We start from the raw sequence: 12,671 nt of genomic DNA, 5'->3' as shown, positions 1-12,671 counted from the left end.
GTATTAGCGCCAGGCGAAGACCGGCTGGTCCAGGTCGCTGACCCGGGTGACGCGGCCGGCCACCAGTTCGCGCAGCTGATAGATCAGGGCCGCGGTCGGCGCATGGATGTGCTGGTCGCCGATCAGCAGCCGGATGACCTGCCGCGGGCTCTCGGGGATGGTCTCGAAATCCACCGCGTGGTCGGCCATCAGCCCGTCCAGCCGGATATGGTGGACCGAGGCCACCTCGTCGGGATTGGGCTTGAGCTGGCCGGGATCATCCAGCCAGGCCACCACAGGCGCGATCGCGTAGCCTGAGCGCGTGGGATAGTCGTCCAGCACGCCCAGGATGTTCTCTGGCGCCAGGGACAGGCCCAGCTCCTCCTCCAGCTCACGCAGGGCGGCGACCTCCAGGGTCTCTCCAGGATCGCAGCGGCCCCCGGGCAGGGCCCATTGGCCCGCATGGGCCCGCAGGGTTGTCGCCCGTCGGGTCAGCAGGAAGGCCGCCTGGCCTGAGCCGTCATCGGCCTCCACCAGGGTGATGGCCACAGCCGCGGCCTTCAGGCCTCCCAGCGGATGGACGATCCGCGGAAAGGCCTGCAGGCGGGCCGACAGCTCCAGGCGAAACGCCGCATCGAAACGGCAGGTCACGGCGGGGCGAGCCTCAGCCGCCCGCCTCGGCCTTCGCCGCCTCGACCTTGTCCTGGGTCTTGGTCTCGAAGTCGCTGGCCTCGTGGCGCTCGCGCAGCTGGCTGGACGGCTCGCCGTAGGTGCGGTTGACCATGCGGCCGCGCTTGACGGCGGCCCGCTCGCCGATCTGGTCGGCCCAGCGGATGACGTTCTTGTACTCTTGCACCTGCAGGAACTCGCCGGCCTCATAGAGCAGGCCCTTGGCCATGCCGCCGTACCAGGGCCAGACGGCCATGTCGGCGACGGTGTATTCGGCGCCGCCCAGATATTCGCTCTCGCCCAGACGGCGGTCCAGCACATCCATCTGGCGTTTCACCTCCATGGCGAACCGGTCGATGGCGTATTCGATCTTGATCGGCGCATAGGCGTAGAAGTGGCCCAGCCCGCCGCCGAGATAGGGCGCGCTGCCCACCTGCCAGAACAGCCACGACAGGCACTCGGCCCGCTTGGCCGGATCGGTGGGCAGGAAGGCCCCGAACTTCTCCGCCAGGTGGATCAGGATCGCGCCGGACTCAAACACCCGGACCGGCTCCGGGCCGCTGCGGTCTACCAGGGCCGGGATCTTGGAGTTCGGATTGGCGTCGACAAAGCCCGAGGTGAACTGGTCGCCCGCGCCGATATTGACCAACCAGGCGTCGTATTCCGCGCCGCCGTGGCCCTGCGCCAGCAGCTCCTCGAGCATGATGGTCACCTTGACCCCGTTGGGCGTGCCCAGGGAGTAGAGCTGCATCGGATGACGGCCGACGGGCAGGTCCTTGTCCTGCGTCGGGCCGGCGATGGGGCGGTTGATATTGGCGAAGCGGCCGCCGCTCCCCTTCTGCCAGGTCCAGACCTTGGGGGGGACGTAGTCGGTCGTGTCGCTCATGAATTCTCTCCCGGACGGGCATTGCTGACCTGCGCCTTGGCCGGCGCCTGTCGCCAATGTGGTGGGCCAGGTCAGCTTTGGCGAGCCCCGAGACGGCGGTCGCGGCGGGTTTGGTAAATCCTTCCCGCCACAGAAAGGTCTCGTAAGGGTCTCACGTGGCCTTGTGCAGTATGATGCTCAATGATTCGGTGGGGCGGTCGGTCCCACGTCCAGAGGCAAGCCGCAGGTCCGCCATGGCAGAGACCCCGCAAGGCCCAGAACCGGCGCGCCGGTTTGACCCGCTCACCGCCATCGCGGTGGTGTTCTTCCTCATGGCTGTCGCCTTCGCCGCCGCCCCGGCGATCAACGCCGGTCCAGCGACCCTGGCGGGCCTGATGCTGCTGGTGGGTCTGGCCGGGGTGGCGTGCCTGGGTCTGTTCGTCCTGCGCTCAACCCTTGAGGCGCCCACGGACGCCGAGCCAGGCGCCGAGCGTCTGGTGGAGGCCCTGGGAGAGCCCGCGGCCCTGGCCGGCCCCGACGGCCGCATCCACGCCTCCAACAGCGCCTGGCGCGAGGTGCTGGGCGACGCGCCCCGCCTGCCCAAGGGCGGATCATCGGCCGCCAGCCTGTTCTCAGCCCTCGGCGCGGCCCGCCGGGGCGAGAGCGCCCACGCCACCCTGCGGACGGGGGGCGTCGACCATGCCGCCGAGATCTCGCCCGTGGGCTCCCCCGCCGGCGCCCGGCGCTTCCTCATTCGTCTTCGTCCGGCCGCGCCTGAGCGGCTGGCCCTGCCGGCCGCGGCGCTAGAAGTGCTGACTGCGGCCGCCGGCGCCAAGGCCCCGCCGCCCAAGGTGCTGGACGCTTTCGCCGCCGCTTCGCCCTTCGGCGCGGCCCTGCTGGAGGGGGAAGACCCCTTCAACGCCGTCATCATCGAGGCCAACCCCGCCTTGGCCGGCATGGCCGGTCCGTTCCAGCGGGGCCAGGCCTTTGGCGACCTGATCGAAACCCTGTCGCGCCAGGACGCTGTCCAGCGGCTGGCCCAGGGCATCGAGGGCGCCCTGGAGGTCCGGCTGTCCAGGGACCCGAGCAAGATCGCCCACCTCTATCTGTCCCGCGCCGGCGGCCGCTGGGTGGCCTATCTGGTGGACGTGTCCGACCAGAAGCAGATGGAGCTGCAGCTGGCCCAGAGCCAGAAGATGCAGGCCATCGGCCAGCTGGCCGGGGGCGTGGCCCACGACTTCAACAACCTGCTGACCGCCATCCTGATGCAGCTCGACAGCCTGGCGGCCCGTCACCCGGTGGGCGATCCCTCCTATGAGGGGCTGAACGAGATCCGCCAGACCTCCAACCGCGCCGCCGATCTGGTCCGCAAGCTGCTGGCCTTCTCCCGCAAGCAGACCGTCCAGCGGGAGATCCTCGAGCTTGGCGAGCTGATCAGCGAGTTCGAGGTCCTGCTGCGCCGGGTGCTCAGCGAAGACGTCACCGTCGACACCGAATATGGCCGAGACCTGCCCCATGTTCGGGTTGACCGGGGCCAGCTTGAGACCGCGGTCATGAACCTGGCGGTCAACGCCCGCGACGCCGTGCGCGCCCACGGCGGCTCGACCGTGCGTATCCGCACCGCCCGGGTCTCCGAGGCCGAGGCCGCAGCCCTGGGCTATACCGGCGCCAAGGGCGACCAGGCCCTGATCGAGGTCTCCGACGACGGCCCCGGCATCGCGCCCGAGGTGATCGACAAGATCTTCGACCCCTTCTTCACCACCAAGCCGGTGGGCGAGGGCACGGGGCTGGGCCTCGCCACCGTCTATGGCATCGTCAAGCAGTCCGACGGCTGGATCTCGGTGGCCTCGAAGGCCGGCGAGGGCTCGGCCTTCCGCATCTTCCTGCCGGTCTATCAACCGGCGATCGGCGTCCCCGCGCCCGCACCCGTCGTCAAGGCCAAGACGGTGGCCCGCGACCTGTCGGGCGCCGGCCGCATCCTGTTCGTCGAGGACGAGGACGCCGTGCGCGGCGTCGCCGCCCGGCTGCTGCGGGCCCGTGGCTATGAGGTGATCGAGGCGGCGTCCGGCGAAGAGGCCCTGGAGCTGGCCGAGCTGCACGCCGGTCAGATCGACCTGATGATCTCCGACGTGGTCATGCCCGGCATGCAGGGCCCCGACCTGCTGAAACAGGCCCGCCAGTACCTGGCCGGCGCCCCGGTCATGTTCATCTCCGGCTATGCGGAAGCCGAGTTCTCCAACCTGCTGGAAGGCGAGGACAACATCTCCTTCCTGCCCAAGCCCATCGACATCAAGACCCTGGCCGAACGGGTCAAGCAGGAGCTGCAGAAGGCGGCCTGAGCCCCGCCCGCCCGCCGCCGCCCATCCCACTCAAGCCTCGCCTTCGGGCCCCAACAGCTCATTGATGGTGGCGACAATGTCGCCGGCCCAAGGGGCCATCCGCTCGGCCAGCCGGGCGCGGTCGCCGGCGAACAGGGCGCGGCTGGCCTCCTCGAAGCCCGGCGCATCTCCCGCCATGGCCGACATGAAGCGATAGGCGCCGTCCCGCCGGCGGCGGTGCTCATCGATCCCCACATGGGTCTTGCGCGCCTGCTCCACCAGCCGCCGCAGGGCGACCGAGGCGCCCCCGGGCTGCTGCGCCAGCCAGTCCCAGTGCCGCGGCAACAGGGTGACCTCCCGGGCCACGACCCCCAGCTTCGGCCGTCCCCGCCGCGCAGGCTCAGGCGGCGCCTGGGGCGAAGCGCGATAGTCCAGGTCCACCAGCCGCCCAGTGGCGAGATCAAAGGCCAGCAACGGGCGATCTGGCGCAGCGGCCATCGCCTCGGCGGCGGCGGCCGCGACAGCCTCCAGCCCGCCCTGGGCGATCTTCTGGTCGCCGCGAAACAGCACAAGCCCCTCGGGGAATTCAGGCGCGATGTCGGTCATCTATTTACCCGGATAAAATGATCTGACATTTATACCCGGGTAAATAGGAGATGTCATGACCCCCTCGACCCGCAAGGCCCAGATCGCCGCCTATAAGGAGCGGCCGACCATCGCCGGCGTGTTCGCCGTCATCTGCAACGCCACCGGCCAGGCCTGGGTCGGCCAGAGCCGCCATGTGGACACCCAGCAGAACGGCCTGTGGTTCGCCCTGCGCCAGGGCTCCAGCCCCTACCGCGCCCTCCAGGCCGCCTGGAAAACCCACGGCGGCGAAGCCTTCCGCTTCGAGATCCTCGACCGACTGCCCGAAGACTATTCCGACCTCCGCCGCAAGGACGAGCTGACGAAGCGTGCAGCCCTGTGGCGGGCGCGGCTGGAGGGGGAGGGGCTGTAGGGGCGGCTGGTTTGCGCCAATACCGGAAGTTGACGGCCGTGCGGGAAGCCGACATTCAGCCGCTCGCCACTGGCGTCTGAGACCGCCCCGAACGGGCAAGGCCAGCGGCCATGAGCTGGCCCGCGGACAGGCCGGGGACACTCGCAACCTGGCCCAGTTCGGCGGCTAGCCCGCGCGGCTGGCGGGCCACACTTTCCGCTCGGCCTGGCCCAGAGGCGTGACGCTGGGGGGTGGTGATTGTCGATCAGCGGGTCGGGCTTGGCCAGGCGCTCCAGGACCACGGGCCGGGCGATGGTCACCTCGGGACCGTTGATCACGACGCCGTAGCCGGTGAGGGTGGCGAAGGCCCGCGACAGATTCTCGGGGGTCATGCCCAGCAGGGAGGCCAGCAGGCGCTTCTCGTGGGGCAGGGTGAAGGTCTCGGCTCCGCCCTGACGCACCCTTTGGGTGATCAGGTAGTCGGCCAGGCGCTCGGCGCCGCCGCGCAGCTTCTGGTTCGTCAGCGATCGCACCGAGCCGCGATAGCATCCGACCACTCAAGGGTGGCGGCGTAGCTGATGGTATCAAGGCTCTCCGAGGCTGGCGGGCGCCCACCGGGTTCGGGCTGGTGCATGCCCTGCAAGCCAGCCACCAAGCACATCGCAGCCCGTCTGAATTTTGGGGCTCGTACGCCGGCACCAGCCTTACAAGACAGCATCCATGGCGGCGAACAACTTGGCCGGGTCGATTGGCTTGGCGACCGCGCCATTCATGCCCGCCTGCCGGTAGGCGTCCTGCTGATGGGTCATGACGTTGGCAGTCAGGGCCAGGATCGGCGTCGGCGCCCCTGTCCGGCCGCTCTCTTCCTGGCGAATGAGCCGCGTTGCCGTGATCCCGTCCATGACCGGCATCTGCACGTCCATGAGAATCAGATCCCATGCCCCGGTCCGCCAAGCCTGCACAGCCTCCTGGCCATCATTGACCACGACCGGCGTGACCCCGGCCTGTTCAAGGATCGCCTGGATGACCATCCGGTTCACTAGGTTGTCTTCGGCGACGAGAATGCGCAGATCGTCAACGGCCGCCAACTCGATGTCGTTCGGACGCTCGGCTCCCGGCGCCGCGGCCGCGACACCTTCCAGGCGGGCCAGGGGCAGCCGCGCTGTGAACGTCGAACCGGCGCCTTCCTCGCTCTCAAGGGTGATCTCGCCCCCCATCAGGCGCGCCAGTTCCTGAGAGATCGCCAGTCCAAGTCCGGTGCCGCCAAACTTTCGAGTGATTGACGGGTCGGCCTGGGTGAATTTCTGAAACAGCTCGCCGAGCTTCGTCGCCGAGATGCCGATTCCCGTGTCGCGGACCCCCAGCCGAAGCTGGCCATCGGGGTTTGAAACCTCGAGTGTGATCTGACCCTGGTCGGTGAACTTCAGAGCATTGGAACATAGATTATTGACGATCTGCCGGACTCTGGTTGGATCTCCGCGGAAGCGCCCCTCCGCCTCCGGACTGACAAGGCAGGAGACCGCCACATCCTTTTCCGCCGCCAGGACCGTGAGGCCCGCTTGGGCGGAACGGACGATCTCGGCCAGGTCGACCTCGCCGGCCTCGAGGGTCAGTTTACCGGCCTCGATCTTGGAGATGTCCAGCAGGTCGTCGAGCAGGCTCAGCAGGATTGCGCCAGACTGTAGGATGATCTGCACGTGCCCTTGCTGGCGGTCGCTCAGAGGCTCCTTGGACAGCACCTTCCCCATCCCCAGGATACCGTTCAGGGGCGTGCGGATTTCGTGGCTCATCGCCGCCAGGAAGCTGGACTTCGCCTCATTGGCCGCCCGAGCGGCGTCCCGGGCGCTGATGAGATCGAACTCGGCGAGTTTGCGGTGGGTGATCTCCTGGAGGGCGCCGATCAGGCGGACCGGCTTGCCGGCCGCATCCCGCTTCAGCGAGGCGGCCGATCGCACCCAGACCTCTAGTCCGTCCTCGCGATGGATCCGGCACTCGATATTGAAGGGACTTCCAAGCTCCTCGTGAGCCTGCCAAGCCGCGATCGCCGCCTCGCGATCCAGCGGATGGATCAGGGCGAACGGATCGCGCGCAAAGGCCTGATAGGTCTGGCCCTGGCCAAGGAAGGAGTCGGCGGCTCCCAGCTTGGTCAGGGTGCGCTGCGCGTAGTCCACCTCGTAGACGTGCAGATTGGCGATCTCCACGGCGACATGTAGGCTCTGCTCGGCGCGTTCGGATCGCTCCAAGGCCGCCCTGATGTCCGCGAACGCCGCGGCTTCGACGACCAGCCGTTGTTCCCGGCCGGAAGCCTCGAAGGCGGCCTCCATCTCCTTAAGCCTGTCTTCGAGGTGCTGCTGAAATTCGGCGGCTTGCGCCTCCAGCCTGCGCCTCTCGATCCCCTCCTCGCGAAACCTCTCTGCGGCCCTGGCGATATCTCCGATCTCATCCACCCGGTCTGCGCCCGAAACCTCGACATCGAACTGCCCCTTGGCCATTTGCCGAAGGACGTCGTTCAAACGTTTCAGGGGTCGGGTGATGCTGCGGGTCGTCAGCCATCCCGCCAGTCCCGCGAGCACCACAAGAGCGGCGAGACTCAACGCGATCTGCACCTCGACCCGCTGCATCTGGCGGCGCGTGGTCTGCAGGTCCGACGACAGGAGCGCGCCTTGGCTACCGGCCAGGCCGGCGTCGCCCGTCTGGCCCACCAACAAGGCCTGGGATCGCCGGAAGAGGGGCAGGACGTCTGTCTTGAAAACCCTCTCCATGGCTGCGGCGTCCCCACGGTCGGCGGCCTCAAAGGTCGCGGCCTGCGCCGCCTTTAGCTTGGGCAGTGTTTCGGAGAGCTCGCGCCAGGCGGCCCGGCTCTCTGGACTGGGGAGCCCGGGCGCCAGCCCGTTCATCGATGCGTTGAGCTCTTCGATACGATCCCACTGCCGGGCCCAGTCATGGCGCATCGATGGATCATGGGTGATGATGTAGCCGCGCAGCGCATTGGCCGAGGACACCGTGGCGCTGGACAGCCGCAGGGCTGCCAAGGCCGTCGGCGCGCGAATCTCGTCGCCCAGGCGCACGCGATGGACCGAGTCACGGACAAGCGGTAACACCCCGCCCACGGCCACCACCATCAGGACGACGATTGCGCAGAACCCCAGGGTCAGTCGACCGCCGGTCCGCAGTTTCAGTCGCATGTCTTGGCTCTCCGGCTCGCCCGAGGGGAGCATTCAGATACAGTTGGGTGTGAACCCGCCGTCGCATCAAAGGCCGTAGCCCCATTTTTGTCGGTCGCGCGTCCCGGTCAGGCTAGGCCCGCGCTCGCGGCGGCGCCTGGAACGCTGCTCGGGCTCGAGTTGATGACTGTCAAACCGACCCTCCGCAGATGCCGAAAGCGATCGCGATGGCGGCAGCAGCTGAGCACCGTCATGAGACCCTCGCGGCTGGCCAAACGTCCTATTCAACTGTCAAGCTGTCGCCAGAGCGCGGTCGCTCAAGGCTGCGGAGGCCGCCCCGCCAGAGGGTTGGGTCGCTGGGACCGCTCCCGGGGGCAGCATCTCGTCAAGGCAGATCAGGGTGACGATCCCAGTCTCTGTGGTCATGACCCCTCGCACGAAGTGACGAACTTCCTCCGCGCCCACGTCCGGCGCCTCCTGCAGCATGTCGTCGGTGAGCAGGAGAATGTCACAGACGGCATCGACGAGGAGGCCGATCTGGCGGCAATCGATCTCGGCCACCACCACCACTGAGGAACTGTCGGCGGAGGTTGCCGCAATACCCAGGCGGGCGCCGAGATCCACCACCGGCAAAATCACGCCGCGCAGATTGATCATGCCGCGCACATAGGAGGGCGCATGCGGCAGCGGAGTCGAGGTCGCCCAGCCGCGGATTTCGCGGACCGACATGATGTCGATGGCGAACTGCTGGTCACCGATCCGCACGGTGATCAGCTCCGCCCCCGCGACGGGAAGCTTGGTGAGCGCGGCCATGGTCAGAAGTCCTCCCATCGGTCGCTGGAGGGCGCGCCGCCGCCGAAGTTGGCGGCCACTTTCTGGCGCATGGCGCGCGCCGGCGACGGCCGGGCCACCGCCTCATCCGACACTAGCCGCGGCCCATCCCCTCGGGTCGAGGCGCCCGGGCTTGGGGCGTCGCCGACCTGAAACTTGCCGATAAGCTGGATCAGTTCGCGGGTCTCGCCCTTCATGGAGTGGGTGGCGGCGGTCGCTTGCTCCACCATGGCGGCGTTCTGCTGAACCACCTGGTCCATCTGATTGACCGCCACATTGACCTGGGCGAGTCCAATGGCTTGCTCCTGAGCCGAAGCCGAGATCGTCGAGATCACTGTGTCGATCTCCGCCACCTTGGCGACGATGGACTGCAGGGCCTTGCCAGTCTCGCCCACCAGGCTGACGCCCTGCCCCACTTGCTGCGACGAGGCCGAGATCAGGGTCTTGATCTCCTTGGCGGCTTCGGCCGAGCGCTGGGCGAGCGCCCGGACCTCGGAGGCGACGACGGCGAAGCCGCGGCCGGCGTCCCCGGCGCGGGCTGCCTCGACCCCGGCGTTCAGGGCCAGGAGGTTGGTCTGGAAGGCGATCTCGTCGATCACCCCGATGATCTGGCTGATCTGACGCGAGGAATCCTCGATCTCGCCCATGGCCTGGACGGCCTGATCGACCACCTCGCCGGAGCGCTGAGCCTCGGCCTTGGCCGCCGCCACCGCGGTGCTCGCGTGGTGGGCACCCTCGGCCGTGGTCTTCACCGTCGCCGTGATCTCGTCCAGGGCCGCAGCGGTCTCCTCAAGCCCCGCCGCCTGCTGTTCGGTTCGCCGCGACAGGTCGTCGGAGGCCTGGGCCATCTCGTCGGAACTGGCGCCGATGCTGGAGGTGGTGGTGGCTACTGCAGTGACGGTCGCCTCTAAGCTGGTGATCGCGGCGTTGAAGTCGCGTTTCAGTTCTGCGTACTCCGCCGCCACGTCCTCCGAGAGCCTGGCGGTGAGGTCACCCTGGGCCAGGGCCGAAAGCTGCCGGGCCATCGCCTGGACGACCAGTCGTTGCTGTTGGCCCGCGGCCTCGAAAGCGGCTTCGGTCTCCTTCAGCCGGGTGTCTAGATTGTTCTGGAACTCCTTGGCCTCGGCCTCGAGCGCGGCGCGGGCGAGCCCGTTCTCGCGAAACACCTCCGCGGCCCGGGCGATGTCGCCGATCTCATCGGCGCGGTCGGTCCCAGTGACCTTGAGGTCGAAACGGCCCGTCGCCATCTGGCGCAGGAGCTCGTTGAGCTGGGTCAGGGGTCCGACGATGCTGCGGGTGGTCACCCAGCCCGCAACGCTCGCGACAAGCACCAGCCCGGCTAGTCCCAGGAAGACCGACAATCGGGTCTGCTCCATCTTGACCCGGGCGCCCTTCAGCTCCGCAGAGAGCAGAGCGCTCTGTCGGCCAGCCAGGCCAGCGTCGCCTCTCTCGCCCACCAGTTGGCTCTGGGTCTGTTGGAACAGGGGGATGACCTGGGTTCGCATGGCCTCCGCTGAAGCCGCCTGATCACCGGTGTCGGCGATCGGGAAGACCGAGGCCTGCGCCGCCCGCAACTTGGGCAGGTTTTGCGAAATCGCGCGCCAGGCCTGCTGGTTTTCGGCGCTGGTGAAGCGCGCCGACAACCCTTCCATGACCACGGCATTGCGCTCGATGAGCCGCCATTGCTGTTCCCATTGCACGCGCATTTCGGGGTCACGGGTTATGATGTAGCCGCGCAGCGCGTTGGCGCTGGCCACGGTTTGGAGCGCGAGCTTCTGGCTTGTGGCGGCGACGGGGACGCGGAGCTCATCGCCCGTAGTGACGGTTCGAAGCGCGTTTTGAATAAGGGGCGCGGCGACCCCCACGACGATCAGCATCACAACAACAATGGCGGAAAAGCCAGCCGCCAGCCGTCCGCCTGTGCGCAGCTTCAAAGACATGATCGCGATCTCCCCAAATGATTTGAGAATAGATTTTGACTCTTAGGATAATTTTGGGTTAATATTGACCCTTTCCCGCCTTTTGGTGCGACACAATACCTCACTTCTGCGATATATGCGCAATTATAGGCAATCAGTGAAGTACACACTGCGATGTATATCCTCCGATACACGGCGTGACGCCCCACGATCCAAATTGCACATGCTGCGCGACCGGGCGCGCGCCGCCGCCTGCTCGGAGACGGCTTGGAGTTCCCCAAAAGTATCCAGCCTGCGCCCGGATTGGCTGACCGCTAGGTCGCGAGATCAGTCGGACGCGCTAGGCGGCTTCTCGAGGGTTTGGATATTGTGCTTTCCAGCATCGCCTCTGTGGTGGGCGGAGGGGGGAGCTTCACGTCCGGCGCCGCCCCGTCGTCCGAGCCCTATGGACTTAGCGACAGCCGTTCGTAGGGCGCTTAGCCGTGGAGCCGTCATCGGATAGTCGAACGGCAACTCCCATTTCGCACGATAGGCCGCAGGTGTAAGGCCCCGGCGGGCGAGATGGCGCGTGAGCAACTTGTAGGGCCTGCCATCCTCAAAACTGATCAGCGCCTCAGGCGTGATGCTTCGGCGAACCTCATCCTGTGTGGGAAGGGACGGGCTGGCTGCATCAGCCCCCTTAAGCCGGCGCTCGGCCTCGGCCAAGGCAGTGTGAACAGATACCAGGAGCCCTGCGACTTCGTCAGCCGGCAGCTGATTGCGCGCCAGATAGGCCACGACGATCTGATGGGTGAGCGCGACGCTCAAGACTGATTGCGCGCCGTCCACGTGTTGCCCCCGATCTTGGCGTGACCCAGTGATGATGGCCACCTGCCGGCGGGCCTCGCCTCCGCCTGGACCGCAACTTGGCTCGGACAGACTTGCCGAATTCGAGAGCGATTTCAACATAAGCAGGAAAGATCAATGGAGAGAACCCGCAAAAGGTTGAAGCCATTTGGCTTAGATATAGGCTGATTGGCCTATATCTTTAGATGCACAATCGCTCGATCTTCTCAGCTTCTATTTGAACACGGATTGTCCGAACTGAATTCTCTCTATGGGAGTATCCAGATTTACGGAAAACTCCCGGTTGTTCAGCTGATAATAGTCAATCGGTTGCAGGCCGACCTCCGCTATGGGTGCGGCGTCCGAGCGCCTGGCAGAACAGCCCGGGACAGTGATCTCCGCGCCAGGCGCGGAGGCGGTGTAGAAGCGGGGTTCAAGTCCGATGTCATTGGTCGTGGAGGAAAAGCCCATATGCCGATCGGCCCTGGGCCAGATTCTCCTCGAATGCCGCGGCCAGGGGCAACCACGCTTCGCCTCGTCCATGGAAGAGGCCATCGATGAGATCTCGATCGCCAAACCGAGCGTCACTCTGGTCGACCTGTTCACCGCGAACTATGATTTTCAGAAGCTGAAGCAACTCGTCGCTCACGCCAAACCGGGCATGGTGATCGTCGTTGATGACCGCGTGAATCCAGCCTTTGCCAGTCTTGCGAAATGGGCGGGCGCGGCGGGCTATCTGACCAAGGACCTCGACGTGGAGGGGTTCAAGCACGCAATCACCACCGCGATCGATGGCGGCGTCAATTTCCCCGCCGAGCCCTCGAAGTCTTCAAACGCCCAAACCCAACCTGCGACCCGAGGGCTGTCGGCGCGTCAGCTTGAAGTCCTTGGGCAACTGGCTCTGGGGAAATCGAACCAGGAGATCGCTGAGGCTCTAGAAATCACCACCGGGACGGTGAAGACTCATGTCCACACCGTCCTGACGCTGATCGGCGCGCGAAATCGGACCCATGCGGCATTGATCGCGGGAAGATCCCACGCCCCCTCCATCGTGCGATAGCGGACCTCGCCAACGTCTGAGATGAGCCCCACCCGGCCATCGCCCTAGAGGTGAAAGCCGAACCT

The 12,671-nt window shown here is 66.7% G+C and carries 11 protein-coding genes; 3 read left to right on the top strand and 8 right to left on the bottom strand.

Translation table 11 applies throughout. The features are described 5' to 3' along the window. Positions 1 to 3 precede the first annotated feature (3 nt). Both Q8K84_RS14195 and yghU read right to left on the bottom strand, forming a co-directional pair. Positions 4 to 630 carry a CoA pyrophosphatase gene (locus Q8K84_RS14195; RefSeq protein ID WP_305283356.1) on the bottom strand — a complete coding sequence of 209 codons (627 nt, stop codon included), beginning with the start codon at positions 628 to 630 and terminating at the stop codon, positions 4 to 6. 13 nt (positions 631 to 643) lie between these two features. Continuing rightward, complete coding sequence (gene yghU, locus Q8K84_RS14190) at positions 644 to 1,534, bottom strand: glutathione-dependent disulfide-bond oxidoreductase (protein WP_305283355.1); 891 nt, start codon at positions 1,532 to 1,534, stop codon at positions 644 to 646. Between the two features lie 233 nt (positions 1,535 to 1,767). Here yghU and cckA point away from each other — a divergent pair, with 233 nt between their 5' ends. Next, positions 1,768 to 3,852, top strand: a complete 2,085-nt coding sequence (gene cckA / locus Q8K84_RS14185) for a cell cycle histidine kinase CckA (RefSeq protein ID WP_305283354.1) — start codon at positions 1,768 to 1,770, stop codon at positions 3,850 to 3,852. Positions 3,853 to 3,882: 30 nt separating this feature from the next. Here the strand turns inward: cckA and Q8K84_RS14180 are convergent, their stop codons facing one another. Further along, positions 3,883 to 4,437 (bottom strand): DUF2239 family protein, encoded by a 555-nt coding sequence (locus tag Q8K84_RS14180; RefSeq protein ID WP_305283353.1) that lies wholly within the window; start codon positions 4,435 to 4,437, stop codon positions 3,883 to 3,885. A 55-nt stretch (positions 4,438 to 4,492) separates the two neighbouring features. On the opposite strand from Q8K84_RS14180, the gene Q8K84_RS14175 reads away from it, so the two are divergent. Continuing rightward, positions 4,493 to 4,828, top strand: a complete 336-nt coding sequence (locus Q8K84_RS14175; protein ID WP_305283352.1) for a GIY-YIG nuclease family protein — start codon at positions 4,493 to 4,495, stop codon at positions 4,826 to 4,828. Here the strand turns inward: Q8K84_RS14175 and Q8K84_RS14170 are convergent. The 5 genes from Q8K84_RS14170 to Q8K84_RS14150 all read right to left on the bottom strand — a co-directional run bounded on the left by Q8K84_RS14170 (position 4,747) and on the right by Q8K84_RS14150 (position 11,669). Beyond that, positions 4,747 to 5,340: a helix-turn-helix domain-containing protein gene (locus tag Q8K84_RS14170; RefSeq protein ID WP_305283351.1), complete on the bottom strand. Its 594-nt coding sequence runs from the start codon at positions 5,338 to 5,340 to the stop codon at positions 4,747 to 4,749. The genes Q8K84_RS14175 and Q8K84_RS14170 overlap by 82 nt on opposite strands. A gap of 171 nt (positions 5,341 to 5,511) precedes the next feature. Beyond that, positions 5,512 to 7,992 carry an ATP-binding protein gene (locus tag Q8K84_RS14165; protein ID WP_305283349.1) on the bottom strand — a complete coding sequence of 827 codons (2,481 nt, stop codon included), beginning with the start codon at positions 7,990 to 7,992 and terminating at the stop codon, positions 5,512 to 5,514. Between the two features lie 270 nt (positions 7,993 to 8,262). Continuing rightward, positions 8,263 to 8,784 carry a chemotaxis protein CheW gene (locus Q8K84_RS14160; protein WP_305283348.1) on the bottom strand — a complete coding sequence of 174 codons (522 nt, stop codon included), beginning with the start codon at positions 8,782 to 8,784 and terminating at the stop codon, positions 8,263 to 8,265. Positions 8,785 to 8,786: 2 nt separating this feature from the next. Continuing rightward, on the bottom strand, positions 8,787 to 10,742 hold the full coding sequence (locus Q8K84_RS14155) for a methyl-accepting chemotaxis protein (RefSeq protein WP_305283347.1): 1,956 nt from the start codon (positions 10,740 to 10,742) through the stop codon (positions 8,787 to 8,789). A gap of 306 nt (positions 10,743 to 11,048) precedes the next feature. Beyond that, a complete protein-coding gene (locus Q8K84_RS14150; RefSeq protein ID WP_305283346.1) occupies positions 11,049 to 11,669 on the bottom strand; it encodes a MucR family transcriptional regulator in 621 nt (206 codons plus the stop codon). Between the two features lie 319 nt (positions 11,670 to 11,988). On the opposite strand from Q8K84_RS14150, the gene Q8K84_RS14145 reads away from it, so the two are divergent. Further along, positions 11,989 to 12,606, top strand: coding sequence for a response regulator transcription factor (locus Q8K84_RS14145; RefSeq protein WP_305283345.1), 618 nt, complete (start codon positions 11,989 to 11,991; stop codon positions 12,604 to 12,606). The last annotated feature ends 65 nt before the right edge of the window (positions 12,607 to 12,671 follow it).

Origin of the sequence: Phenylobacterium sp. (assembly GCF_030679875.1) — a bacterium.
In the GTDB taxonomy this organism is placed as follows: domain Bacteria; phylum Pseudomonadota; class Alphaproteobacteria; order Caulobacterales; family Caulobacteraceae; genus Phenylobacterium.
This window is presented reverse-complemented; position numbering and strand designations above follow the sequence as displayed.

Bases quoted from the DNA above. Each gene is read 5' to 3' on its own strand.
- Q8K84_RS14150 (WP_305283346.1), bottom strand. From the start codon at position 11,669: ATGTTGAAATCGCTCTCGAATTCGGCAAGTCTGTCCGAGCCAAGTTGC.
- cckA (WP_305283354.1), top strand. From the start codon at position 1,768: ATGGCAGAGACCCCGCAAGGCCCAGAACCGGCGCGCCGGTTTGACCCG.
- Q8K84_RS14160 (WP_305283348.1), bottom strand. From the start codon at position 8,784: ATGGCCGCGCTCACCAAGCTTCCCGTCGCGGGGGCGGAGCTGATCACC.
- Q8K84_RS14145 (WP_305283345.1), top strand. From the start codon at position 11,989: ATGTCATTGGTCGTGGAGGAAAAGCCCATATGCCGATCGGCCCTGGGC.
- Q8K84_RS14180 (WP_305283353.1), bottom strand. From the start codon at position 4,437: ATGACCGACATCGCGCCTGAATTCCCCGAGGGGCTTGTGCTGTTTCGC.
- Q8K84_RS14175 (WP_305283352.1), top strand. From the start codon at position 4,493: ATGACCCCCTCGACCCGCAAGGCCCAGATCGCCGCCTATAAGGAGCGG.
- Q8K84_RS14155 (WP_305283347.1), bottom strand. From the start codon at position 10,742: ATGTCTTTGAAGCTGCGCACAGGCGGACGGCTGGCGGCTGGCTTTTCC.
- yghU (WP_305283355.1), bottom strand. From the start codon at position 1,534: ATGAGCGACACGACCGACTACGTCCCCCCCAAGGTCTGGACCTGGCAG.
- Q8K84_RS14165 (WP_305283349.1), bottom strand. From the start codon at position 7,992: ATGCGACTGAAACTGCGGACCGGCGGTCGACTGACCCTGGGGTTCTGC.